Here is a 23,317-nt window from a genome sequence, read left to right as displayed (position 1 = left end):
GCACTACTCGCCACACGAAAGCGATCAGAAAAAACCTATCGGAAAATAGCGGCCGTAAAGCTCGTCGAGCGTTCCGTTGCGCGCCAATTCGCTCAAGGCGTAATCCAGTGCGGCCTGCAATTGCGGCTGTTTCTTCGACACGGCAACGGACAACCCCTGACCAAGATAGTCCGGTGCCAGAAAGGCTCCGCCGGCAAAGCTGCAGCAGGCTTGCGATTCCGCGCTGCCAAGCCAGAAGGAAAGCCGCATGCCGTCTCCAAATACAGCATCAACCTTCTCGTCTCGCAATGCCTGGAACAAGGTACCCTGATCATCGAAGACGACAGCTTCGAGTTGATCAAACTGCTGCACCAGCAGTTGGTGGTGCACGGTTTCAGCGAGAACGCCCACTTTCTTCCTGCCCTGCGCCATCGGGTCAAACCCCGCCTGCGATCTGGATACAAAGCGCGCCGGAAGCGTAAAAAATGGCTTGGTGAAAAGATACTCCTTGCGCGTCTCGGCCGTCGGCGTCAGTCCGGCAAGGATTGCTTCCGCCTCACCCTTCTCAAGCGTTTCGGCAAGCTCTTCCCACGGCTTCGCCTCGATCTGACACGCATCCTGTCTGGCCAGCACGGCGCAAAGACCTCGCGCGAGGTCGAGATGATAGCCGCTCAGCCGACCCGTCGCGTCGATGAAATTGAACGGCGGGAAATCCGTCGTCGTGACAAAACGCAGACGTGTGATGCCCTGCAACTCGGGTTTGGGGACCTTGTTGCGCAAGTCCCAATGCTGCGGCGCACCATTCTCCTGCGCATGCAACGGCTGCACGAGAAGCAGAGCAAATCCAAGGGCGCTTAAGGAAGCAGGCAGGATTTTCAGCATGAAACGATCCGCAGGAAGGCAATAATTCATCCTACGTCTATACGTCGGAAAGGCCCGTCACAAGCCGCAAGCCGACCTGTCCAGGGCTGTCTGGCATGACATTTGCCCATGTGGAAACGGTTTAACGCGATCGCCGACGAAGCGTTGCCCCCTCATGAAGACGCGTCCGGTCCCTGCGATCATTGCTGCATGCTCCTTTGTCGCGCGGCGCGGGACGAGCGGAGTTCCCGTCAGACTTGCTGTCATGCCCTTCCAGGTCTGGACGCTATCGCTCCGCCAGCCGATGAGCCGCAGGATTCAGTCAGGCTTCTGTCTAACTACGGAAATCATTATCAAGCCCCAGCATACGGCCGCCAGTGCCCGCACAGTCGGCGCAGATACGCGCCGCCCAACCCCGCCGAAAGTAAATCTCACGCATGAAGGTGGGCTTCACCGATTATTCAAAACGCCGCAGGATGGATCGCATTGGGCAGAAGCACAGAGAGGTTCCGCATCTGGCCGCAGTTTTGCCGCCCTTTGTACCAGGTCTTGGACAGGAGCAGCGACAAAACTGTGTTTTGCTGAAAGCAAAGTCCTTTCAGGGACTTAAGAATGGAATGGTGCCCAGAAGAGGACTCGAACCTCCACGCCTCGCGGCACACGGACCTGAACCGTGCGCGTCTACCAATTCCGCCATCTGGGCGTTGGTGGCTCTGATAAGGGGCGATTGATCCGCTGTCAACGCGGATTTTCAACTTCGAGCAAAAAGCTTTGCACCGGCGTTGCGAAAGCCGTCGCATTACAAGCCGACAAACGGAAAACCGCTGCAAACCGAGAGGAAACGCAGCGGTTTTCGCATTCACAGTCCCGGAAACATCCGGGCAAACTGCGCATAGCGCCTTTATGTCAGGCCTCGAGGATTTCCTTGGAGGCAACGGTCGAGTCGGCATTGAGACGATAGATGATCGGCACACCGGTATTCAGCTCGGTCTTGACGATCTGCTCGCCGGTGAGACCTTCCAGTGCCATGATCAGCGCCCGCAGCGAGTTCCCATGCGCGGCAACGAGGACAGTCTTGCCGGAAAGTACATATGGTTGGATCGTGTGGATGTAATAGGGCCATACGCGCGCGCCCGTATCACGCAGGCTTTCGCCGCCCGGAGGCGGCACGTCATAGGAACGGCGCCAGACATGGACCTGCTCCTCGCCCCATTTCTGGCGCGCATCATCCTTGTTCAGTCCCGAAAGATCGCCATAGTCGCGCTCGTTCAGCGCCTGCTGGCGGATTGTTTCGAGCGAGCTCTGGCCCAACACGTCAAGAATCGATTGGGAGGTCTTCTGCGCCCGCTGCAAATCGGAGGTGAATGCGATGTCGAAGGACAGGCCTTTGGCCTTGAGACGTTCGCCGGCGTCCTTGGCTTCCGCGCGTCCCTGCTCGGTCAGATCGACATCCCGCCAGCCGGTGAACAGGTTCTTCAGGTTCCACTCGCTCTGGCCATGACGCACCAGCACCAATGTTCCGGACATTTCTTTTCTCCTTAACAAACGGAAATTATTGCAGACCCAGCACGTCGCGCATCGAGTAAAGGCCATGAGCCTCATGCTGATGCACCCAGAGCGCAGCTTTCACGGCGCCGCGCGCGAAAATCGCGCGATCCTCGGCGTGATGCGAGATGGTGATGCGTTCGCCAGCCCCTGCCAGAATGACGGAATGGTCTCCCACGACCGAACCGCCGCGCAATGTGGCGAAGCCGATCGTGCCCTCCTGACGCGCACCGGTGTGGCCCTCTCGACTCATCACGGCGTTGTCGCGCAAATCGATCCCGCGGCCATGCGCGGCCGCTTCGCCAAGCAGCAGTGCCGTTCCCGAGGGGGCATCGACCTTGTGCTTGTGATGCATTTCGAGCACCTCGATATCGAATGCATCCGGCCCCAGCGCGCGCGCAGCCTGCTCGACAAGACTCGCCAGCAGGTTGACGCCCAGGCTCATATTGCCGGATTTGACGATACGTGTCTTCCGAGCAGCTTGTGCAATCGCTGCGTCATCTTCCGTCGTGCAACCGGTCGTGCCGATGATGTGAGCAATGCCGCGGTCGGCAGCGAGCCTGGCAAAAGCAACACTGGCCGAGGGGGCAGTGAAATCGATGATGACATCGGTGTCCTCCAGAGCCCTGCCGATGTCGCCGGTGATTTCAATGCCAAGACTCTGCAAGCCAGCGAGCGTTCCGGCGTCCTGGCCGATATGAGCCGAACCCTCGCGCTCATAAGCACCGGAAAGTTCAGCCCCCGACGCCTCGTCCACCGCACGCACCAGAGCGCGCCCCATGCGCCCGCCCGCGCCAACGATTGCAACCTTCATGCTCATGCCTCTCCGGTTTTCTGCCCATATTCCTGCCCGGTTCCGCCGAGCAGGTTGGAGCCGCGTATGGTCTGCATTTGCTGGAAGCGCGCATAGATGCCGTCCAATGCCATCAACGTATCATGCGTCCCGCGTTCAATTACCTCGCCCGCATCCATCACGATGATCTGGTCGGCATTGACGACGGTCGAGAGCCGATGGGCGATCACGATGGTGGTGCGCCCCCGCATGACGGTAGCCAGCGCGGTTTGCACTTGCGCTTCGGATTCATTGTCGAGCGCGGATGTCGCTTCGTCGAGCAATAGCACAGGCGCGTTGCGCAGAAAGGCACGTGCAATGGCGAGGCGCTGGCGCTGACCGCCGGAGAGCGTCACGCCGTTCTCACCCACAACGGTGTCATAGCCCTGAGGCTGGCTTTCGATGAATTCGTGCGCATAAGCCTGTTTCGCCGCCTCACGCACTTCCGCATCGCTGGCATCGGCGCGGCCATAGCGGATATTATCGGCGATCGTGCCTTCAAACAGGTAGGGTTGCTGAGAAACATAGGCAATATTTTCTCGCAGGGAGCGCTTGGTAACCGTCGCGATGTCCTGCCCGTCGATCGTGATCCTGCCCGAATCGAGATCGTAGAAACGTTCTAGCAGTGCAATGACGGTCGACTTTCCGGCACCGGATGCGCCGACGATCGCTGTCGTCTTGCCGGCGGGTGCCGTAAAACTCAGATTGCGCAGCACGGGATTTTCCGGCGTATAACCGAAATTGATCTTGTCGAAGGCAACCTCACCCTTCCCCACTTTCAGTGCAACGGCCCCGGCCGCGTCGCGCTGGTGCGGCTCGACATCGAGAATTTCATAGATCATCCGCGCATTGACGAGCGCGCGTTCTATGCCGACCTGTACACGCGCCAGACGACGCGCCGGATCATAGGCCATCAGAAGCGCGGTGATGAAGGCGAAGACCGAGCCGGGCGGCGTATCGCCAAAGGAGGCACGGTAGCCCGCATAGGCGATGACGCCGGCAATGGCCGCGCCTGCAAGCAGTTCGGTGATCGGCGTCAGGCGTTCGGAAACGCGGGCGATCTTGTTGGAGCGACTTTCGGCATGGACAATGAGCTTCTCCATGCGCTCCTTCAGCTGTTCTTCCATGGTGAAAGCCTTCACCACGGCGATGCCCTGCACCGTTTCCTGCATCGCGCCGATCAGCCGGGAATTGATCTCGACGGACTCGCGAGTGATGGAGCGCAGTCTACGCATCAGGTAGTTGACAGCAAAACCGAGCGGCGGACCTATGAGCAGTGCTGAAAGCGACAGCACCGGGTCCTGCGCGATCATCACGCCGACGAGCGCAATCAGCGAGACCATGTCGCGTGCAATCGAGGTCAGGGTCATATTGAGCAGATCGCGAATGCCCGCAACATTTTCGCTGATACGCGCCGCAAGCTGGCCTGAACGCATGTCGGAAAAATAGCCCAGCCCCAGCTTCATCAAATGATCGAACAGGCGGCGCTGATAACGCGCGACGAGATTGTTGCCAACCTTCGCAAGCAGCACGGCCTGTCCGTAGCTTGCCAGACCGCGAATGGCGAAGGCTGCGAAAATCGCCCCGCAGATCACCACGATCATTTCGTGGCGTTGCCGATAGAACAGTTCATCCACAACGTCGCGCATGATCCAGGCGCTGAATGCCGTCGTTGCCGCCACCGCGACCATGCAGGCTGCCGCCATCGCGTAATATGGGACGAAGTCGCGCCCATTCTCGGAGAGAATGCGCTTCAGAACGGCGATCACCTCGCCCGGTTTTGCTTTGCGTTTTTCTTTCAAGTGTACGGCTATCCGTTGATCATGCACGACTGCAATAAAGCAAATCCAGGCAAAGTGGGAACGGGTTATGTTCCTAGAACTGCGTAAGAGAGTGGTCGCGCACTGTCATAGAGCAAATCGGGGGATTTGCGAATCGATAGTTCAGGCGCGCCAGATGCGGCCGGAAACCTCGACACCAAATCGCTGGGGCGTGCGCGCGTAAGCTGCCAATCCAAGCACCGGTGCCCGCGGATGAGTAATGGCATAGACCGGGATCTTCGCCATCATCGCGGAATGGGGAGCTTTGTCGCGAACGGCCAAGGTAAAGCGCTCGCTCTTCAGCGCCGGAAGTATCTTTTGCGCAATGCCGCCGGTCAGGTAGATGCCGCCGCGTGCCATGAATACGAGCGCAAGATCGCCCGCGAAACGACCGAGCTGCGTCACAAACATGTCGAGCGCCTCAGCCGCGACAGAGTCGGTACGCTCCAGCCCCGCCGAGGAAATTTCGGCCGGATCGTTGAAAGTCGGTTCTTTTCCGTCGGTCTTGGCAATCGCACGGTACAGATTGACAAGCCCACGCCCGCACATGATCTGCTCGCCGGCCACACGCCCTTCGATCGTCTCTATGTTCGGAAAAACGGCGTAATCGCGTTTCGAGCGCGGACCTATGTCGATGTGTCCGCCTTCGCTGGCAAGCGGAATCCACTTGTGCGCCGAATGCACCAGGCCGCCAACCCCAAGCCCCGTGCCCGGCCCGAGTACGACGCGGGGACTCATCGGTAGCGCTTCGCCAGCGGCAATCTTTTCCAACCCGTTATCGTCAAGCGCTATGACCGAAAGCGCCTGCGCCTCGAAATCGTTGAGCGTCACAACCTGCGTAAGGCCAAGCGTCTGCATCATCTCGTTGGGCCTCACCACCCAGGGGCAGTTGGTCAGATCGATCTCGTCGCCCTTGATCGGGCCAGCGACGGCTAGAATCGTCGTACGCGGCTGCAGCGACGTCTTGTCCAGAACGCCAGCCTGAATGGCTTCCTCTATGGTCTCGAAATCTGCTGTCTGAATCGTCGGAAATTCCCTCGGCTCCGACTGCGCGTCGACCAGAATAGCGAAACGGGCATTCGTACCGCCAATGTCGCCGATCAGAACTGGAAACTGGAAAACCGGATCGCCTTCAAAACGCAGTGCCATTCTCTACAGTTTCCTCACCTTGATCGAATCTACCACCCCGCCGGCGACAGCCAAGCTGGACGCTAAACCGATTAGCGGGGTTTACGCGGGAAAATCAAGGTCGCGCGCGCCCACAAGTCGCAAAAAGCAGCGACTTGCGGAAGGAACGCAATCACTGTGACGAAACGGCACTCGTCACTTCGTCGGCAGACGCCGGCGCTGGCAGGTTCAGGATATCCATGCACGCCTTAGGCAATTGCGACAGCTTCATCGTGTCGCGTACTGGCGGCTTCGACGGGCCTTTTGCCGGTTTCCACGGCTCGTCCGTAAACCACCACGCAAGTTCCTTCCCGCATCCGTCGTCTTTCGGCACGGCATTCTGCTTGCGACAATCCGGCGAGCTCTGCGGGCAGCCCATGCGGAGGTGCATATGGTAGAAATGGCCCCAGTAGGGACGAATTTTACGCAGCCAGCTCTTGTCCCCCCTCTCGGTTTCACAGAGCTTCTTTTTGATGCCTGGATGCACCAGAACGCGTTCAATATCGGAATAGCTTGCGGCCTGCTTGATCAGGTTGAAATGAGCTTGCGTCCAGACGTTGTCATCGACCGTGAGCTTGCCCTTTTTCAGCATCGAGGTAGCCGAGATGTCCTCGCGCTCCCGCGCCGTCAGAATTCGATCGGGCATCGGGGTCAGCCAGATATCGGCATCCAGGCCGATCTGATGCGAGGCATGTCCGCTGGTCATCGGTCCGCCGCGCGGCTGGGAAATATCGCCGATCAGGAGCCCCGGCCAGCCCACCTTCGATGCATCCGCGGCAAGGACCTGCAAGCGCGCAACGAGATCGGGATGTCCCCAGCGGCGATTGCGCGACAAACGCATCACCTGCCAGTGCGGACCGGTCTCGGCAATCGCAACACCGCCCGCGTAGCAGCCTTTCGAATAAAAGCCATGCGACTGTGCTTCTCCTAACGCAGGCAGCTTGTGTGCCCCGAAGGCGTCCTTGGCGAGCACGTCCTTTGCCTGTGCCTGCGGCAGCAGGGCTGTGAGCATGAGCAGAGCCAGCGCCAGCCTTTTCATCCACCCATCCGCCATACCGAATCCCTCGCATCCCGTTGAAGAAAGCCTATCGCAGGCAAGAATCTTTAAAAAATCGCTTTTTCTTTGTCACCAGCGCGCGTGCCATTCATCGTCCTGCCAGAGCCTCAGCAGCGCTATGCGAAAATTCGGATAGCGGAACATGTAGCCGAGGCCGCGAAGCTTGGCATTGGACACGCGCCTGTTCTCGCCGTAAAACTTTCTCGCTGCCGGAGAAAGCCCTGCTACATCGAAGGCGATCTCTTCAGGTGCCTCGACATCCATGAGATCGGCGGCAAATGCCACTACATCCTGCGGCGGCGAAGGCTCGTCATCGACAACATTGAATATGCCGGATTCTCGTTTCTGCATCAGAAAATCGAGTGCGCCTGCAATATCGGCGACATGGGTGCGGTTGAATACCTGCCCCGGCTTGACGATTCGATGCGCCTTGGCTTCCGCCAGCTTGACGAAGGAGTTTCGCCCGGGTCCGTAAATTCCGCCGAGGCGCAAAACGGCACAGGAAGCGCCGCGCATATTGCCAAAGGCTTGCCAGCTCCGTTCCGCGAGCAAACGCCACTGTCCGCGTTGCGCAGGAGACCGCGGTTCGCTCTCCTCACTCACCCATTCGCCATCGAAATCGCCATAGACGCCGATAGTCGAAAGGTAGCCGATCCATTGAAGCTTTGGTAGTGCGAGTTCCGCGATCAATCGGAGAACTGGATCACCCTGCTCGTCCGGACTTGCGGAGATGACGAGATCGGTTGCTTCCTCAAGCGCACTGCGCAGCTCACCGGAAAGCGTTCTTCCGTCAAAGACGAGCGGTGCGATACCAGCCTGCTCAAGCAGTTCGAAACGCGCCTCATCGCGTGTCGTGCCGATCAGACGATGCCCGCCGCCATAGAGTCGGGCATAGGTGCGTGCACTATACCCGGCACCAAGAAACACAATCTTTCGCATACTGCGCTCCGTCTTCACGCCGCCCTCGCCTGCCGCCATTCATCCAGCACCATGGCGTCGTCTTCCAGTTTTTCGCGCGCTGCAACAAGCTCCGCAAAGCCTTGCCTATCCATCAACTGCGAAAGCGCCCAAACCGATGCTCCCCGCACCAGCGGCGAAACATCCTCAAGCAGGCGTTCGACTTGCGGGATCACGCCGAGGTCCCCGCTGTTGCCGGCAGCAATCAAGACGTTGCGAATGAAGCGGTCGCGCCCGATCCGCTTGACCGCCGAACCGCTGAACAGGGCACGGAATGCCGCATCGTCCAGCATGAGCAACTCAGCAATCTTTGGCGCACGCAAATCCTGGCGCGATTTCAGCTTGGCTTCCCGAGCCTGCGACGCGAACTTGTTCCAGGGGCAGACAGACAGACAATCGTCGCAGCCATAGATGCGATTGCCAATCGCCTGGCGGAATTCCAGTGGAATCGGCCCCTTGTTTTCGATGGTCAAATAGGAAATGCAGCGCCTTGCATCGATCTGATAGGGCGCAGGAAAAGCGCTGGTAGGGCAGATGTCGAGACAGGCGCGGCACGATCCGCAATGATCGCGCTCCGGCTGGTCTTCGGGTAGTTCCGCGTTCGTGAAGATCGATCCCAGAAAAAGCCAGGAACCGAATCTACGGCTTACGAGGTTGGTATGCTTGCCTTGCCACCCAAGTCCAGCCGCCTCCGCAAGCGGCTTTTCCATGACGGGTGCCGTGTCAACGAAGACTTTGACGTCCGCCCCGGCCTTGGCGGCGAATTTTCCCGCCACCTGCTTCAGCTTGCCTTTGATGACATCGTGATAATCGCGGTGACGCGCGTAGACGGAAATGGCACCGGCATCTCGTTTCGCAAGCAGATCAAGCGGATCTTCATCCGGCCCGTAATTCATGCCCAGCATGATGATCGACTTGACCTCCGGCCAGAGGATCTTGGGAGCGGCGCGGCGGTCCTGCGTCTCCTGCATCCATTCCATATCGGCATGGCGCCCGGCTTCAAGAAACTGCCGCAGCCGTTCGGGCGCATGCGGGATGGCATCAGCACAAGTAATCGCCACTGCATCAAACCCTTCGGCTTGCGCCTCGCGCAGGATCAACTGGCGCAGCGCATCTGATTTTGATGCGGGCTGCGAAATGGCCATCGTCAGAAATCCAGATCCGCGTAGTGCGATACGGGAGGCAGACCGCGGATACGATCGTTCAAAACCGTACGGAAGGATGGACGAGATTTGACGCGCACATACCAGTCCTTGGCGGCCGGATAATCGCTCCAGCTTATCTCACCCAAGTAATCCAGCACCGAAATCGCACCCGCTGCCGCCAGGTCGGCATAGGAAAGACGAGACCCGGAAAGCCAGTTACGTGTGCCGGCAAGATAGTTGGTATATTTCATATGTTGCCGAATATTGGCGCGCGCCGCACGAATTGCGCTGGAATCGGGCGAACCGCCGCCTTCCGCGCCCGGAATGAGCGGCTTCAAAACACGTTCGCGCACAAGATGGCGCGTCACGTCATTTTCCATTTTCTCAAGATACCACGACATGAGACGCCGAATTTCGGCGCGGTCCATCGGATTTTCGGCAAAAAGCCGCTTTTCCCGTTTCATGATGCCGCGGGTTTCATCGACATATTCGGCAATGACCGGTGCCCCGATCACCGGTATGTCGCCTTCGGCCAGAAGAACCGGCAGGGTTGCGGCCGGATTCAGCGTCAGGAACTCCTTGCGGCGCGCCCAGGGCTTTTCCTCGATCAGCGCAAGATCCTCGCCATACTCACCGAAGGCGAGGCGGATGAAACGGCAACCGGCAAAAACAGGGTAGTGGAACAGTGTCAACATGGTCGTGAAGCTTGCAATCGGGCTGTGGCCATTTGGCGGCGAGAAGCGTAAGTCTCCGCCGGCGGTGAAGCGCATCCGGGCTAGCCGAGCTATACGGTCGAATTCGTTGACTTACAAGAAGTGCCTTAACCTTGGCGTCATTTACAGCCAGTTAACCGCGTTCGAGTGATTTAGCACACAGCCACACCACCCGATTCGCTCCCAATGGCTTGGAAGGACTCAAAATTGGAAGAACAGACCATCATCAACGCCGTTCTCCTCGGCTTGCTCGAAGGCATGACCGAGTTCGTTCCGGTCTCTTCCACAGGGCATATTCTGCTTGCGGGCCACTTTTTAGGCTTCAACTCGACCGGCAAGAGCTTTGAGGTTCTGATCCAGCTCGGTGCAATCCTGGCGATCCTCAGCGTCTATTTCACTCGCTTGTGGAAGCTCGCTCTGGCGCTTCCTTCCGACAGGCGCGCCCGCAGCTTCATTGCCGGCATCCTGCTTGCCTTTTTGCCCGCGGCCATTATCGGCGTGATGGCGCACGGCATCATCAAAACCGTTCTGTTCGAAAGCCCTATGTTGATCTGCATCATGCTGGTGCTCGGTGGGCTTGTTCTCTTGTGGGTCGATCGCGCCGATCTCGAGCCTAAATATAGTGACGCGATGGATTTTCCTCCGTCGCTTTGCCTGAAGATCGGCTTCTTCCAGTGCCTTGCCATGATCCCCGGCACGTCCCGCTCGGGTGCGACAATCGTCGGAGCGTTGCTTTTCGGGGCAGACAAACGCTCGGCAGCAGAATTTTCCTTCTTTCTGGCAATGCCGACGATGGTCGGTGCCTTCACCTACGATCTTTACAAGAACCGCGACATACTCTCTGCCGATGATCTTTCCATTATCGGCGTCGGCTTTATCGCGGCCTTCATTGCAGCCGTTTTCGTCGTGCGTGGCCTGCTCACCTATGTTTCCCGCCATGGCTACGGCGTTTTCGGCTGGTGGCGCATCGCCGTTGGCCTTGTCGGGTTCGTTGCCTTGATGACAATAGGTTGATTAAGGCGCTGGCAAATATTGGTCGTCCGCACGGAATGGCAAAGCTGACGCTCCGCGCCTGGCCTCGCCTGCCTGCTGCTCGACAGGAAAAAGGGCGCCCGTTTCGGCGCCCCTGAATTCAAGCTTCTTTACTGCGTCGGTTGCGTAAAGAATTGGCCAGTGACGCGGTAACGCCAAAGATAGGAAGGCAGAATTGCCGACGTAGCGTGCGGCTTGATGCCCAATCCGGCAAAATCGCGCTTCTCCTCAACGGCCCTTTGCGAAACGACGTTGTCGCTCTTCAGAAGCTCGACCTGATCGACCGTAAGCAGCTTGCCCGGCAGGTTCTGCAGGATCGCAGCCTGAAGCTTGGCAATGCCGAACGGAATATTGATCAGCACGCGTTTGCGTTCGGTCACATTGAGCATTTCCTGCATCAACTCGCGGAACGTGCAGACGTCCGGACCACCCAATTCGTAAATCGCGCCACCAGCAAGATCACCGTCGACACTTCGGGCGACGACCTCTGCCACGTCCGCGACGTAAACCGGCTGGAACTTTGTATTCGCTCCCACCATCGGCAGGAAAGGCGTGAAACGCGCCATGTTGGCAAAACGGTTGAAGAAGTTGTCGCCTGCACCGAACATGATCGACGGGCGCAGGATGACAGCCGTCGGCATCGCTGCCAGAACAGCCGCCTCACCCTCGGCTTTCGTGCTGGCATAAGCGGAAGCGCTGTCGGCATCGGCGCCGATTGCGGAGACATGTGTCAGCCCGATACCAGCGCGCGCAACAGCTTCGGCGATCGCGCGCGCGCCATCGACATGAACCGCCTGAAACGTCTGTTTCCCGCTTTCGGCCAGGAGGGCAACCAAATTGACAACATAGTCTGCGCCTTGAACTGCGCGTTCGATCGACGCCTTATTACGCAGATTAGCCTGCACCGGCAGCACCAGACCCGGGTTTCCGAGTGGTTGCACGAAATTTGCCAAATGCGGACGACGCGACGCGACGCGAACACGGTAGCCGCGACGCAACAGCGACTGCACCACGATACGGCCCAAGAAGCCGGCGCCTCCGAAAACCGTGACGAGCTTGGGGAGATCTTTAATCGTTGTCATCTGTGCAATTCCGTTAGGTGAGCATCCAAATGCTGCGCCACGCGCGCGCGCTTTTGTCGCTTTTCATAATCCGTTTTTTCGAAGAGTCAAAGCGCAAGCAGGTCAATTGGTTGCGCTTGAGTCAAGGGAAAAGAAAAACCCCGGCGCCGTCACCGGAACCGGGGTCATTTCAAGTCAGAGCAACTGACAAACAGTTACCAAGCGACCCGATTACTTGTCGCCCTCGGCGCGCTTGAGCGCAGCGCCGAGAATGTCGCCCAGCGAAGCACCGGCGTCGGTCGAACCGTACTGAGCCACGGCTTCCTTTTCCTCGGCGATTTCGAGCGCCTTGATGGAAACCTGCAGCTTGCGGCGGTTCTTGTCCCAGTTAGTGACGCGAGCGTCGACCTTCTGGCCAACAGAGAAGCGTTCCGGACGCTGCTCAGCACGATCACGCGACAGGTCGGCACGACGGATGAAGGACTCGATGTTCTGCCCGACAACGACGACATCGAGGCCGTTTTCGGTCACATTGGTGACCTCACAAGTGACGATGGCGTTCTTGCGCAGTTCACCACCGGCCGAAGCCGAAGCTGCTGCCGGAGCAGACGATGCGGACGACGCAGCTGCTGCTGCCGCGCCACCTTCGGTGAGCTGCTTGATGCCCAGCGAGATGCGTTCCTTCTCGATGTCGATGTCGAGAACGACAGCCTTGACGTGGTCGCCCTTGTTGTATTCTTCGATGACTTCTTCGCCCGGACGGTTCCAGTCGAGATCCGAATGGTGAACCATGCCGTCGAGATCTTCGTCAACGCCGATGAACAGACCGAATTCGGTCTTGTTCTTGACTTCGCCTTCAACGACCGAACCGGTCGGGTGATTGCGAGCGAAGACTTCCCATGGGTTTTCGAGCGTCTGCTTGAGACCAAGCGAGATACGGCGCTTCTGCGGGTCGACTTCGAGAACAACGACCTCGACTTCCTGCGTGGTCGACAGGATCTTGCCGGGGTGAACGTTCTTCTTCGTCCAGGACATTTCCGAGTGGTGGATCAGGCCTTCGATACCTGGTTCCAGCTCGACGAATGCACCGTAGTCAGCAATGTTGGTGACCGTACCGGTGACCTTTTTGCCGAGCGGATACTTGCCGCCGATGCCTTCCCACGGATCGCTCTCAAGCTGCTTCATGCCGAGCGAGATACGGTGGGTTTCCTGGTTGATGCGGATGATCTGGACCTTGACGGTCTGGCCGATCGACAGGATTTCCGTCGGATGATTGACGCGGCGCCATGCCATGTCGGTAACGTGCAGCAGACCATCAATTCCGCCGAGATCGACGAATGCACCGTAGTCGGTGATGTTCTTGACAACGCCTTCGACGACCTGACCCTCTTCAAGGTTCTGGACGATTTCAGAACGCTGTTCTGCACGGCTCTCTTCAAGCACGGTGCGGCGCGAAACCACGATGTTGCCGCGACGGCGATCCATCTTGAGGATTTCGAACGGCTGCGGGTTGTGCATGAGCGGGGTAACGTCGCGGATCGGACGGATATCCACCTGCGAACGCGGCAGGAACGCAACTGCGCCGTCGAGATCGACGGTGAAGCCACCCTTGACCTGGTTGAAGATGACGCCTTCAACGCGCTCGTTCTTGGCGAACTTCTCTTCCAGACGGCCCCAGCTTTCTTCGCGGCGAGCCTTTTCGCGCGACAGAACAGCTTCGCCCAGCGCGTTTTCGATGCGCTCGACATAAACCTCGACTTCGTCGCCAACCGAAAGACCGCCGTCCTTCTTGGCTGCGCCGAATTCCTTCAGCGGGACACGACCCTCGACCTTGAGGCCGACGTCGATGATCGCCATGTCTTTTTCAATGGCGGTTACCAGGCCCTTGACGACCTGACCTTCACCCAGATGCTGCTCTTCGAACGCCTGGTCGAGAAGGCTTGCGAAATCGTCGCGGGTAGGATTGTAGTTAGACATTGATGCTCCTGAGGGGCTAATGCTCGTTTGCCGAGCATGCCCGGCGCCGGTGGTTCGTGTTGCGGTTCGCTTCGACAAGGGTCCCGGCTCCGGCATTTGGAGCCAGCCCGGTTGTTCCGGGTTCCGGCGCGGATAGACGCCCAGTCTTGCGTTCATGTCATGCTAGAATTGCAGATGGGAGCCGAAGTTCCTCAAATGCGATTTTCGGCCATCACACGATCGATGATTGCGCAAGCTGCCGAAAACGCCGCTTCTATACTCATTTTTGACGTGTCGAGCAAGTACGCATCCTGCGCGGGCTTAAGCGGGCTGTCCTGGCGATCCATATCGCGCTCGTCTCGTAGCTTGATATCGGCAAGGATTCTGCCGAAATCAGCAACTATCCCCTTGCTGATTTCCTCCTCATATCGGCGTTGCGCCCGCACCTCCGCACTCGCCGTCACGTAAAGCTTTACTGGCGCCTCCGGGCAGACAACAGTGCCTATGTCACGACCATCCAGTACGGTTCCAGGCAGTTTGCGTGAAAACGCACGCTGCTTTTCAACAAGTATCCGACGGACTTGTGCAATCACGGCAATCTTCGATGCCGCCTCCCCCACGGCATGAGCGGAAAGCACATCTCGGTCCAGCGCTGCGAGTTCGACATCGCGCGCGGTCGCGATCGCCTGCATTTCATCCGACAGGTCGCTCCCGGCTTTCAGCATGGCGTGCCCCACGGCGCGATAACTCAAGCCCGTGTCGAGATGATGAAGGCCGTAATGGGCGGCGAGGCGGCGAGCCAGCGTTCCCTTGCCCGATGCGGCCGGTCCATCAATGGCGATGACGAAGCCTTGAGTTTTCGTTTCATCCATCTTGCAGCCCTTTCTGACCCAACCTTTTGCGCGGTTCTGCCGTCAAATGCGCGCACTGTGCAAGAGCGCTATGAGAAAAAGCCCATTTTCTCGATCTCCGCTTGCTATATATGCAAGCGCGCACTTAGATTTCCGTCCGAAACGGATGACGCGCCGCTCCTTGCATGGCTTTTGTTTTGACAGCATCGCCCAAGTCTGTTTATGGGGACCCCAATCTTTCAGCATGAGGCTTAAACCGTGGCAAAAGACGACCTTGGCACAAAACGCATCTGCCCCGAGACGGGCCGCAAATTCTACGATCTGAACGCAGACCCGATCAAATCGCCATATACCGGCAAGACCTACCCGCTCAGCTTCTTCGAGACGAGCGCGATCAAGCCTGCTCCCAAGGGACGCGAGGAAGAGGAAGAAGAAGTCGATACGGAAGTTGAAGACACCGACGTCGAAATCGTAAGCCTCGAAGACGCGGACGAGGAAGCCAAGGGTGGCGGCGACGAGATTCCGGATATTGATGGTGATGATGACGATGTCGATCTCGGTGATGACGACGACACCTTCCTCGAAGAAGATGAAGATGACGACGACAGCCTCGATGATCTCATCGACGTAGCTGACGACGACGACGACGAGACCTGATTTCTCGCCGGATAAGTTGAATGAGGCGCGGCGGACGATCTTCGGCGCGCCTTTTTCTTTGCGCCCGACACAGCCCGTCCGGAATTTTGCTCGGCTCATCAAAAAAATGACGAACAGGGCTTGATCTCGTTTCCGCAGGACGCTAGAAGCCGCTCCACATGATGCGTCGGTTTCCGATGGCGAGACCCAACTCGCGAGGCTTCTGAACAGAAGCGTTCATCAGGATGGGGCTATAGCTCAGCTGGGAGAGCGCTTGCATGGCATGCAAGAGGTCAGCGGTTCGATCCCGCTTAGCTCCACCAAACTCCTATCCGCCACGATTCATCAAGGCTTTCCGCGACCGTACGTATTCAGCGTGAACCGTTGCGCAATCGAAGAATGCACAAGGGCCCCGTTTCAGGAAGATCCCGCCTCAACCTTGGCCGCGAGCCGGAACGGGCTGGCAGAAGCTGCTCGACCTTATCCATAGCTTCCTTGACAAGCATTTTTGCTGCTTGGGAATGAACTCTGTGAAGATCTGGTTGCGCTTGTTCATGATGACATAATTCATAAGGGTCGATACCGTTCACAGAGCCCAAATTCGGCTCATGAACGAAATATCCCAGCAATTTCTGCAGACACTCCCGCATGTCCAGCAGTTCGTCCTGACTATAGGCGAGATAGTTGTTTCAGCCTGCCTTAGCCAGCCTAGGCTGTAGCTGATCACAGCACCACACTAGCGTCGATCGGTAATATCTTGACCCCCGCTGTGAAACAGCGAGCCTAAATAGATAGTACCGAGCCTTTTTTCATGGTGCCTTTCGTCACAAGGTTTGGCGCAAGATTTCCTGCGTGGTATTCATCACCTGCTCTCTTGGCTAATGTGACTGCCCGGCAGAAGGATGGTAGCTCCATTATCTTCGATGAAATCATCGACCACCCACATGCATTGATCATCGCCTCCTGTCCGGGATGCAAGAACGGAAAAAGCGGGTCGTCCTGATGGAGAACCCGCTTCCGTTTCTTTGGACCGATGGAAATCGCCTGGGTGAGATTGACCTGGTAATCGAAGCAACCGGAGAGCAGAAACTCATCCATTACCACCGTTGTAATGGTTTGATTACAACGGGCCATTCGCATTTTACGGCCATCGTTGGCAAATTCCGGTTAAACCCCGCGCCAATCCAGTACGATCTTGCCGGAATTGCCGTTTTGCATGGTCTCGAAGCCTTGGAGATAATCGCTCACCGGAAGGCGATGCGTGATAACCTTGCGCACATCCAGCCCCGATTCCAGCATGGCCAGCATCTTGTGCCAGGTCTCGAACATTTCGCGTCCGTAAATGCCCTTGATGGTGAGCATCCGGAAGACGATCCTGGTCCAGTCAACCGGCATCTTCTGTGGGGGAATTCCCAGCATGGCGATCTTGCCGCCCATCACGAGACTATCGATCATCTGTTCGAATGCAGCCGCCGACCCGCTCATCTCCAGCCCTACATCGAAACCCTCTTTCAGGCCCAGCCGATCCATGACCGACCGGAGGTCTTCCCTGGCGACATCGACCGGTACGACATCGGCAACCTGCGCTGCCAGTTGCAGACGCACCGGATTGACATCGGTGATCACCACATGACGGGCGCCGACGTGGCGCGCAACGGCGCCGGCCATGATGCCGATGGGACCCGCTCCGGTGATCAGCACATCCTCGCCGACGAGGTCGAATGATAATGCCGTGTGGACCGCATTACCGAGCGGATCGAGGATCGCCCCGATCTCATCATCTATGGCATCAGGCAGCGGAATGGCGTTGAAGGCCGGGAGCGCAAGATATTGCGCGAAAGCACCTGGCATATTGACGCCGATGCCCTTCGTATCCGGGTCGAGATGGAAACGGCCACCCCGCGACGCACGACTCTTGTGACCGATCACATGTCCTTCGCCGGAGACGCGTTGGCCAACGGAAAGATGATGCACGTTCGAACCGATCTCGACGATCTCGCCAGCATATTCATGTCCGATGATCATCGGCGTCGGCACTGTGCTCGCGGCCCACTCGTCCCAGGCATATATGTGAATGTCGGTGCCGCAGATTCCCGTCTTGTTGATCTTGATCAACACTTCGTCGGGCTTTATCTGCGGCACCGGCTGGTCCAAGAAGGCCAGGCCGGGGGCAGGCTTGTCCTTCACCAGCGATTTCATTGTCTTCTGCATTTTTGTCTCTTTTCAGATCGCGCCAGTCGCCTTGCCCGCTTCGCGGAAAGCATCTACGGCAAAATCGATATCTTCATCTTCGAGAACGGCTGAAAGCTGCGTTCGGATGCGCGCTTTTCCCTTCGGAACGACCGGGAAGAAGAAACCCGCGACGTAAACGCCACGGCTATCCAGTTCGGCCGCCATGGATTGCGCTAGCTTCGCTTCGCCAAGCATCACGGGAACGATCGGTGTCGTGCCTTCGAGGAGGTCGAAACCCGCCGCCTTCAATCCATCGCGAAACCGACGCGTATTGCGCATTAGCTTTTCACGACGATCATCGGCGGCCTTGGCGATCTCGACTGCCTTGATGGCCCCCGCAACGGCTGCGGGCGGCAAACTGTTGGAGAACAGATAGGCTCGAGCCCGTTGGCGCAAGAGGTCGATAATCGGCTGCTTGGCGGCGATGAAGCCGCCCAGCGCGCCGCCAAGCGTCTTGCCAAGCGTGCCCGAAATTATATCGACGCGATCTCCCGCGCCCGTTAGCGCCGGCGTGCCCTTGCCCTGCTCGCCAAGATGTCCCGTCGCATGGCAATCGTCCACCATGACCAGCGCATCGTGCCTATCCGCCAGATCGCAGATCGTCTTGAGATCCGCGACAAAACCATCCATCGAGAAAACGCCATCGGTAACAATCAGCTTGAAGCGGGCACCATCGGCCTCCGCCTGTTTCAGCTGTTCTTCCAGCGCGTTCATATCGCCATTAGGGAAGCGATAGCGCTTTGCCTTGCACAGGCGAATGCCATCAATGATGGACGCGTGGTTGAGACCGTCGGAAATCACCGCGTCCTGATCGGTCAGAAGCGTTTCGAACACGCTGCCATTGGCGTCGAAGCAGGCTGCGAACAGAATGGAATCATCCTTGCCCAGATAAGCGGCAATGGTCTTTTCAAGCGCGCGATGCTGCGTCTGCGTTCCGCAGATGAAGCGAACGGAAGCCATGCCAAAGCCGTAATCGTCCAGGGCTCGCTTGCCTGCCGCAATGATCTCAGGATGATTGGCCAGCCCCAGATAATTGTTGGCGCAGAGATTGAGGATCGGACGCTTGCCGCCCTGGCCGTCGGCTATCTCGATGCGGCCTTGCTGCTGCCCGGCGATCTCACGTTCGCGCTTGTAAAGCCCGTCCGCCTCAATTTCTGCAAGTGTCTTGGCTATGTGTTGGAGAAAATTATCCGGCATATTGGAATTCCTTCCTTTATATCGGATTGTCCGTCCCAGGGATCAAAAAGTCAAGGCTTGTAAAGCATCACCATAAGACCCCGCGCCTTCTCCCGGCCGAGATTGCGGATGCAATGCGGGCGGTCGGCAAGGTAGCGTGCAGTCTCTCCCGATTTCAATGTAATCGTTGCGTCGCCGCTACTGATTTCCAGACCATCCGTCCAAGCGGTGACGTGCTCCATCGTGCCTTGTGCGTGTGCGGCGCTGTCCAGCGCGCCACCTGGCTCGATCTCCATCTCGTACCATTCGGTCGACCCTGCCAGTCGAGGGGGGCTGAGGATTTTCAACGTACAATGTGCGTCCGTGCTGACGATTTTAGGCAGCTGACTTTCCGCCACCACCTCGATCTGGTCGTCCTGCCGCTGTGCAGCCGCACCTTCGACCAATTCGGAAAGCTTGATATTAAGCGCGGTGGTCAGGCTCCAGAGCACGGCAAAACTTGGATTGGCCTCACCCCGTTCTATCTGCGAAAGCATGGACTTCGATACGCCCGATTGCGTCGAGAGCTGCTCGAGCGTCAGCTTGTGAGCCCGCCTGTGCTGCGCCAGGAGCGGTCCGATTTGCGGCGGTGTTTTGGTATCCATGCGATTGCCCATAAAATAATCATCGCCATAAAATCAAAGCATTCATGGCAGAGCAATCGTTTAGCGCGTTCGGCCGCCAAATGGGTACATAAACAAGGCGTGCCGACATTAAATTGCTGGAAAAGCCGTTCTTGACATCCCAGATGAAAAGATGATCGGCTTTGGCCGAATGCTTTTAGATTGGTGACGCATGTTTCTTTCGGTCCTCGACCTGTTCAAGATTGGCATTGGCCCGTCCAGCTCCCATACGATGGGACCGATGACGGCTGCCGAACGCTTCCTGCGGGAAGTCAAGCGCGGGGACTGGCCCCGTCCGAAGAATGCCAAGATCGTTCGCCTTTCCGCAAGTCTGCATGGTTCGCTAGCCTATACCGGTATTGGCCACGCTTCGGACCGGGCCGTCATCCTTGGGTTAGCCGGCTACAATCCGCTCACCGTGGACCCCGACAAGGTGGAAGCAATCGTCAGCCGGATAGGTGAAACGAAGCGCATCCAACCGAAAGGTCATTCCGGTTATACTTTTGACCCGGCTGCCGATCTCGTACTTGATCGCAAGACACCGCTGCCGGGCCACGCCAATGGCATGCAGTTCTGTGCCTGGGACAAGGATGATACCTTGCTGCTCAAACGCAATTTCTTTTCTATCGGCGGCGGCTTTGTCGTCTCGGAAGAAGAGTTACAGCGCATGAAGCAGCGCGCCGAGCGCCCGGCCGAATTTGCGCGCGTGCCTTATCCTTTCGCCAACGCCGGGGAGATGCTCTCCATGGCACAGGAGAGCGGACTTTCCATTGCCGACATGAAGCGCGCCAATGAGGAAATATCGCAGACACGCAGCGACCTTGATGCCAGCCTCGACCTGATCTGGGAAACCATGCATGGCTGCATCGAGCGTGGCCTTTCTCAGGAAGGCATTATGCCAGGTGGGCTGAAAGTGCCGCGCCGCGCCAAGAAGATGTATGAGCGTCTCCAGGAGGAGTGGCGGCTCAACCGGCCCAACCCGTTGCTCGCCAATGATTGGCTCTCGGTCTATGCGATGGCCGTCAACGAGGAAAATGCGGGCGGCGGTCGTGTCGTGACCGCTCCGACCAATGGCGCAGCAGGCGTCATTCCCGCCGTTATGCGCTATTGGCAGCATTTTTACCCCGATGCCGACCAGAAGGGCATACGTGACTTCCTGCTGACTGCTGCCGCGGTCGGCGGCATCATCAAGCATAATGCTTCGATCTCAGGCGCTGAAGTCGGATGCCAGGGCGAAGTAGGCTCCGCTTCCGCAATGGCTGCGGCGGGGCTTGCTGCCGTTATGGGCGGTACGCCGGGGCAGGTGGAAAATGCGGCGGAAATTGCTCTCGAGCATCATCTCGGCATGACCTGCGATCCGGTCGGCGGCCTCGTGCAGGTTCCATGCATCGAGCGCAATGCGCTAGGGGCCGTGAAGGCGGTAACCGCCGCCTCCCTCGCGCTCAAGGGCGACGGGACGCATTTCGTACCGCTCGATGCAGCCATCGAGACCATGCGCCAGACCGGTGAGGACATGAGCGAGCGCTACAAGGAAACCAGCCAGGGTGGCTTGGCGGTCAACGTCGTGGCGTGTTGATCTGGTGCATCTGAAATAAATTTCCTGTCGATCCGTCTTGCTGGAGGCGTTGTATCCGCCGAACGCCTCCAGCACCGAATTCGCATCCCTTGGTTGGGGCGCATGATCGTGAAATCCTCTACTCAATGATCACGATAGAGGATGAGCCTTGCGATGACCCGCACCATACCGCTGATCGATCTTGATGATTTCGAGAACGCCGCCACCCACGCCAATTTTCTTGAAGATTTGCGCGCCGCAGCCCGTGACGTCGGGTTCTTCTACCTGAGCGGCCATGGCATAAGCCTCGAAGAGATCGAGGAAATCCTAGCCCTGACGCAGGCCTTTTTCGAGCTTCCAGACGACGACAAGCTGATGATCGACATGATCAATTCACCGCATTTTCGCGGCTATACGCGCCTCGGCAATGAGCGCACCAATGCTGGTGCCGACTGGCGCGAGCAACTCGATCTTGGCATCGAACGCGAAGCATTGCCGATTGCTCCGGACAGCCCTCCCTATCGGCGTCTGTACGGACCGAACCAATGGCCGGAGCACCTCCCGCAGCTTCAACCCGTCATTGAGAACTGGCAGGCCAAGACCGAAAGGGCGGCAATCCGCCTGCTGGAAGCCTTTTCTCTGGCTTTGGGCCAGGAGCGCAATGCCCTTGCGAACGTTTATTGCGATGAACCCAATCATCGCATGAAGCTTGCCCGCTACCCCGGCAAGACCGCCCTGCATAGTTCTAACCAAGGGGTTGGCGCGCACAAAGACGGTGGCTTCCTGACGCTCCTATTGCAGGATGACAAGGGCGGCTTGCAGGTTGAGTATGATGGCGTCTGGCTCGATGCAGTACCCGTGCCTGGAACGCTTGTCGTCAATATTGGCGAATTGCTAGAACTCGCTTCAAATGGCTATCTGCGCGCCACCGTCCATCGAGTCATAGCTCCGCCAGCCGGCACCGCGCGCTACTCGGTTCCTTTTTTCTTCAGCGCACGGCTGGATGCTACCATTCCACTGTTGGAGCTGCCCGCGCATCTGGCGCGGGAAGCGCGCGGGCCTGAAAGCGATCCGGCCAATCCGCTTTTTCGTAATGTCGGCGAGAACGTGCTGAAAAGCCGCCTGCGTTCGCATCCGGACGTCGCGGAGCGTTACTATGCAGACGTATTAGAAAAACGCAGAACGGCGGCTTGAATTCTTTCCGCGACCGCTCCTCCCTACCTACCCGTCGCCGTAGAAATACCGGCGGCGGGTATTCTTTAGCCGGTTTAATGCTTCGCCTGTGCCGTCCGCGTAAACGGCATCCCGACCAGCCCGTATGCCGGGACCTTGATAGCCGGGCGCATCAGGTCAAAGCCTGCAACGAGGCCCATGAAATGCAATTCGAAGCCGACATCGCGCCCGATGGCGAAACCCGCAAGCCCACCTAGCGTGGCATGCAGGTTCCAGCCATTGCGAGAAATGTCGAGTGCGGCGAAGCCCGGTGCAAAATCGCGTCCCGTGGCGTTCGGTGCCATGCAGGCTCCAAGCTCCGGCACCTCATGTGTAATATGCGCGATAAATGTATTCGAATTGGGTCCGGGCCAGATCGTATAGTCGCCAGTATGGGCATATGGATAGTTCTCGATCGCGGCATCGATCGCAGGCATGATCCGGATGGCATCATCGCCATGCGCCTCGCAGACGATCTGCGGAAGATTGGAATACCATCGCCCGTCGGCAGCATAGGCGCTTCTGCGAATGGGCGAGCCCCAGCCGACCTTGTCATATCGCTCGTAGCTATTTGCGCTCTCGCGCTTGAGTACGATCCAGCTATGAACGGCAAATGCGCCCTTTAATCCACCTGTGCGGGCCGCCATGATATAGACCGCGGGTTCCTGCCCGGACGAGGCCTCTGGCAGCAGCCGAGCCGATGACCAGTCAGCCGCACGCCAACTGCGCGGGCGGTCCTGCAACTCCCACCAGGCCAGCGTAACAAGGGCAGGCACGATGAAAATCATCAGAATGAAAACGAGCAGATAGAGAAGAAGACGCTTGAGCGACATGTGGACGGATATCTCTTTTATAGCAAAAGGAATAT

21 protein-coding genes and 2 tRNA genes are annotated in these 23,317 nt (G+C 58.1%); 5 read left to right on the top strand and 18 right to left on the bottom strand.

The window, feature by feature from the left end:
* Positions 1 to 24: 24 nt before the first annotated feature.
* From IE151_RS04780 to IE151_RS04735, 10 genes are all read right to left on the bottom strand, one after another.
* Positions 25 to 861, bottom strand: a complete 837-nt coding sequence (locus IE151_RS04780; RefSeq protein ID WP_189488463.1) for a transporter substrate-binding domain-containing protein — start codon at positions 859 to 861, stop codon at positions 25 to 27.
* A 597-nt stretch (positions 862 to 1,458) separates the two neighbouring features.
* Positions 1,459 to 1,543, bottom strand: a tRNA-Leu gene (locus tag IE151_RS04775).
* A gap of 203 nt (positions 1,544 to 1,746) precedes the next feature.
* Entirely contained in the window at positions 1,747 to 2,367 is a 621-nt protein-coding gene (locus IE151_RS04770) for a 2,3-bisphosphoglycerate-dependent phosphoglycerate mutase (protein ID WP_189488462.1), read from the bottom strand.
* Positions 2,368 to 2,392: 25 nt separating this feature from the next.
* On the bottom strand, positions 2,393 to 3,199 hold the full coding sequence (gene dapB / locus IE151_RS04765) for a 4-hydroxy-tetrahydrodipicolinate reductase (RefSeq protein WP_382344874.1): 807 nt from the start codon (positions 3,197 to 3,199) through the stop codon (positions 2,393 to 2,395).
* 2 nt (positions 3,200 to 3,201) lie between these two features.
* Entirely contained in the window at positions 3,202 to 4,923 is a 1,722-nt protein-coding gene (locus IE151_RS04760) for an ABC transporter ATP-binding protein (protein WP_189489032.1), read from the bottom strand.
* A 237-nt stretch (positions 4,924 to 5,160) separates the two neighbouring features.
* Positions 5,161 to 6,186, bottom strand: coding sequence for a glucokinase (locus IE151_RS04755; RefSeq protein ID WP_189488457.1), 1,026 nt, complete (start codon positions 6,184 to 6,186; stop codon positions 5,161 to 5,163).
* Positions 6,187 to 6,337: 151 nt separating this feature from the next.
* A complete protein-coding gene (mepA, locus tag IE151_RS04750) occupies positions 6,338 to 7,243 on the bottom strand; it encodes a penicillin-insensitive murein endopeptidase (protein WP_244636614.1) in 906 nt (301 codons plus the stop codon).
* Between the two features lie 87 nt (positions 7,244 to 7,330).
* Positions 7,331 to 8,200, bottom strand: a complete 870-nt coding sequence (locus IE151_RS04745; protein WP_189488452.1) for an SDR family oxidoreductase — start codon at positions 8,198 to 8,200, stop codon at positions 7,331 to 7,333.
* A gap of 14 nt (positions 8,201 to 8,214) precedes the next feature.
* A complete protein-coding gene (gene queG / locus IE151_RS04740) occupies positions 8,215 to 9,363 on the bottom strand; it encodes a tRNA epoxyqueuosine(34) reductase QueG (RefSeq protein WP_189488450.1) in 1,149 nt (382 codons plus the stop codon).
* 2 nt (positions 9,364 to 9,365) lie between these two features.
* Positions 9,366 to 10,058 carry a glutathione S-transferase family protein gene (locus tag IE151_RS04735; RefSeq protein ID WP_189489030.1) on the bottom strand — a complete coding sequence of 231 codons (693 nt, stop codon included), beginning with the start codon at positions 10,056 to 10,058 and terminating at the stop codon, positions 9,366 to 9,368.
* A 225-nt stretch (positions 10,059 to 10,283) separates the two neighbouring features.
* Here IE151_RS04735 and IE151_RS04730 point away from each other — a divergent pair, with 225 nt between their 5' ends.
* Positions 10,284 to 11,090: an undecaprenyl-diphosphate phosphatase gene (locus IE151_RS04730; RefSeq protein ID WP_189488448.1), complete on the top strand. Its 807-nt coding sequence runs from the start codon at positions 10,284 to 10,286 to the stop codon at positions 11,088 to 11,090.
* A gap of 128 nt (positions 11,091 to 11,218) precedes the next feature.
* Here the strand turns inward: IE151_RS04730 and IE151_RS04725 are convergent, their stop codons facing one another.
* The 3 genes from IE151_RS04725 to cmk all read right to left on the bottom strand — a co-directional run bounded on the left by IE151_RS04725 (position 11,219) and on the right by cmk (position 14,997).
* A complete protein-coding gene (locus IE151_RS04725; protein WP_189488447.1) occupies positions 11,219 to 12,190 on the bottom strand; it encodes a complex I NDUFA9 subunit family protein in 972 nt (323 codons plus the stop codon).
* A gap of 210 nt (positions 12,191 to 12,400) precedes the next feature.
* On the bottom strand, positions 12,401 to 14,146 hold the full coding sequence (rpsA, locus tag IE151_RS04720) for a 30S ribosomal protein S1 (protein ID WP_189488445.1): 1,746 nt from the start codon (positions 14,144 to 14,146) through the stop codon (positions 12,401 to 12,403).
* A 191-nt stretch (positions 14,147 to 14,337) separates the two neighbouring features.
* Complete coding sequence (gene cmk, locus IE151_RS04715) at positions 14,338 to 14,997, bottom strand: (d)CMP kinase (RefSeq protein ID WP_189488444.1); 660 nt, start codon at positions 14,995 to 14,997, stop codon at positions 14,338 to 14,340.
* Positions 14,998 to 15,234: 237 nt separating this feature from the next.
* On the opposite strand from cmk, the gene IE151_RS04710 reads away from it, so the two are divergent.
* Together IE151_RS04710 and IE151_RS04705 are read left to right on the top strand one after the other, a co-directional pair.
* A complete protein-coding gene (locus IE151_RS04710; protein WP_189488441.1) occupies positions 15,235 to 15,633 on the top strand; it encodes a TIGR02300 family protein in 399 nt (132 codons plus the stop codon).
* A 226-nt stretch (positions 15,634 to 15,859) separates the two neighbouring features.
* Positions 15,860 to 15,935, top strand: a tRNA-Ala gene (locus tag IE151_RS04705).
* 460 nt (positions 15,936 to 16,395) lie between these two features.
* On the opposite strand, the gene IE151_RS04700 is transcribed toward IE151_RS04705, so the two are convergent.
* The 4 genes from IE151_RS04700 to IE151_RS04685 form a co-directional block, all read right to left on the bottom strand.
* On the bottom strand, positions 16,396 to 16,710 hold the full coding sequence (locus tag IE151_RS04700; RefSeq protein ID WP_189488439.1) for a hypothetical protein: 315 nt from the start codon (positions 16,708 to 16,710) through the stop codon (positions 16,396 to 16,398).
* Positions 16,711 to 16,779: 69 nt separating this feature from the next.
* Positions 16,780 to 17,823 (bottom strand): L-threonine 3-dehydrogenase, encoded by a 1,044-nt coding sequence (gene tdh / locus IE151_RS04695; RefSeq protein WP_210310860.1) that lies wholly within the window; start codon positions 17,821 to 17,823, stop codon positions 16,780 to 16,782.
* A 12-nt stretch (positions 17,824 to 17,835) separates the two neighbouring features.
* The gene (locus IE151_RS04690; RefSeq protein WP_189488437.1) at positions 17,836 to 19,041 is read right to left on the bottom strand and encodes a glycine C-acetyltransferase; all 1,206 of its coding nucleotides are present in this window, start codon (positions 19,039 to 19,041) and stop codon (positions 17,836 to 17,838) included.
* Between the two features lie 50 nt (positions 19,042 to 19,091).
* On the bottom strand, positions 19,092 to 19,664 hold the full coding sequence (locus IE151_RS04685) for a helix-turn-helix domain-containing protein (protein WP_189488435.1): 573 nt from the start codon (positions 19,662 to 19,664) through the stop codon (positions 19,092 to 19,094).
* A gap of 190 nt (positions 19,665 to 19,854) precedes the next feature.
* Between IE151_RS04685 and IE151_RS04680 the strand changes: the two genes are divergently transcribed.
* Together IE151_RS04680 and IE151_RS04675 are read left to right on the top strand one after the other, a co-directional pair.
* Complete coding sequence (locus IE151_RS04680; RefSeq protein ID WP_189488433.1) at positions 19,855 to 21,258, top strand: L-serine ammonia-lyase; 1,404 nt, start codon at positions 19,855 to 19,857, stop codon at positions 21,256 to 21,258.
* Positions 21,259 to 21,411: 153 nt separating this feature from the next.
* Positions 21,412 to 22,431, top strand: a complete 1,020-nt coding sequence (locus IE151_RS04675; RefSeq protein WP_189488431.1) for an isopenicillin N synthase family dioxygenase — start codon at positions 21,412 to 21,414, stop codon at positions 22,429 to 22,431.
* 74 nt (positions 22,432 to 22,505) lie between these two features.
* Here IE151_RS04675 and IE151_RS04670 read toward each other — a convergent pair whose 3' ends face one another.
* Entirely contained in the window at positions 22,506 to 23,282 is a 777-nt protein-coding gene (locus IE151_RS04670) for a DUF3750 domain-containing protein (RefSeq protein WP_189488429.1), read from the bottom strand.
* Positions 23,283 to 23,317 lie beyond the last annotated feature (35 nt).

Origin of the sequence: Limoniibacter endophyticus (genome assembly GCF_014652835.1) — a bacterium.
Lineage (GTDB): Bacteria > Pseudomonadota > Alphaproteobacteria > Rhizobiales > Rhizobiaceae > Limoniibacter > Limoniibacter endophyticus.
Note: the sequence above shows the minus strand (reverse complement) of the source record. Positions and strands in the feature narration are given on the sequence as shown.

What these genes read in the sequence shown, in the direction of transcription:
- IE151_RS04780 (WP_189488463.1), bottom strand. Translation starts at nt 861, where the DNA reads ATGCTGAAAATCCTGCCTGCTTCCTTAAGCGCCCTTGGATTTGCTCTG.
- IE151_RS04770 (WP_189488462.1), bottom strand. Translation starts at nt 2,367, where the DNA reads ATGTCCGGAACATTGGTGCTGGTGCGTCATGGCCAGAGCGAGTGGAAC.
- dapB (WP_382344874.1), bottom strand. Translation starts at nt 3,199, where the DNA reads ATGAAGGTTGCAATCGTTGGCGCGGGCGGGCGCATGGGGCGCGCTCTG.
- IE151_RS04760 (WP_189489032.1), bottom strand. Translation starts at nt 4,923, where the DNA reads ATGGCGGCAGCCTGCATGGTCGCGGTGGCGGCAACGACGGCATTCAGC.
- IE151_RS04755 (WP_189488457.1), bottom strand. Translation starts at nt 6,186, where the DNA reads ATGGCACTGCGTTTTGAAGGCGATCCGGTTTTCCAGTTTCCAGTTCTG.
- mepA (WP_244636614.1), bottom strand. Translation starts at nt 7,243, where the DNA reads ATGAAAAGGCTGGCGCTGGCTCTGCTCATGCTCACAGCCCTGCTGCCG.
- IE151_RS04745 (WP_189488452.1), bottom strand. Translation starts at nt 8,200, where the DNA reads ATGCGAAAGATTGTGTTTCTTGGTGCCGGGTATAGTGCACGCACCTAT.
- queG (WP_189488450.1), bottom strand. Translation starts at nt 9,363, where the DNA reads ATGGCCATTTCGCAGCCCGCATCAAAATCAGATGCGCTGCGCCAGTTG.
- IE151_RS04735 (WP_189489030.1), bottom strand. Translation starts at nt 10,058, where the DNA reads ATGTTGACACTGTTCCACTACCCTGTTTTTGCCGGTTGCCGTTTCATC.
- IE151_RS04725 (WP_189488447.1), bottom strand. Translation starts at nt 12,190, where the DNA reads ATGACAACGATTAAAGATCTCCCCAAGCTCGTCACGGTTTTCGGAGGC.
- rpsA (WP_189488445.1), bottom strand. Translation starts at nt 14,146, where the DNA reads ATGTCTAACTACAATCCTACCCGCGACGATTTCGCAAGCCTTCTCGAC.
- cmk (WP_189488444.1), bottom strand. Translation starts at nt 14,997, where the DNA reads ATGGATGAAACGAAAACTCAAGGCTTCGTCATCGCCATTGATGGACCG.
- IE151_RS04700 (WP_189488439.1), bottom strand. Translation starts at nt 16,710, where the DNA reads ATGGATGAGTTTCTGCTCTCCGGTTGCTTCGATTACCAGGTCAATCTC.
- tdh (WP_210310860.1), bottom strand. Translation starts at nt 17,823, where the DNA reads ATGCAGAAGACAATGAAATCGCTGGTGAAGGACAAGCCTGCCCCCGGC.
- IE151_RS04690 (WP_189488437.1), bottom strand. Translation starts at nt 19,041, where the DNA reads ATGCCGGATAATTTTCTCCAACACATAGCCAAGACACTTGCAGAAATT.
- IE151_RS04685 (WP_189488435.1), bottom strand. Translation starts at nt 19,664, where the DNA reads ATGGATACCAAAACACCGCCGCAAATCGGACCGCTCCTGGCGCAGCAC.
- IE151_RS04680 (WP_189488433.1), top strand. Translation starts at nt 19,855, where the DNA reads ATGTTTCTTTCGGTCCTCGACCTGTTCAAGATTGGCATTGGCCCGTCC.
- IE151_RS04675 (WP_189488431.1), top strand. Translation starts at nt 21,412, where the DNA reads ATGACCCGCACCATACCGCTGATCGATCTTGATGATTTCGAGAACGCC.
- IE151_RS04670 (WP_189488429.1), bottom strand. Translation starts at nt 23,282, where the DNA reads ATGTCGCTCAAGCGTCTTCTTCTCTATCTGCTCGTTTTCATTCTGATG.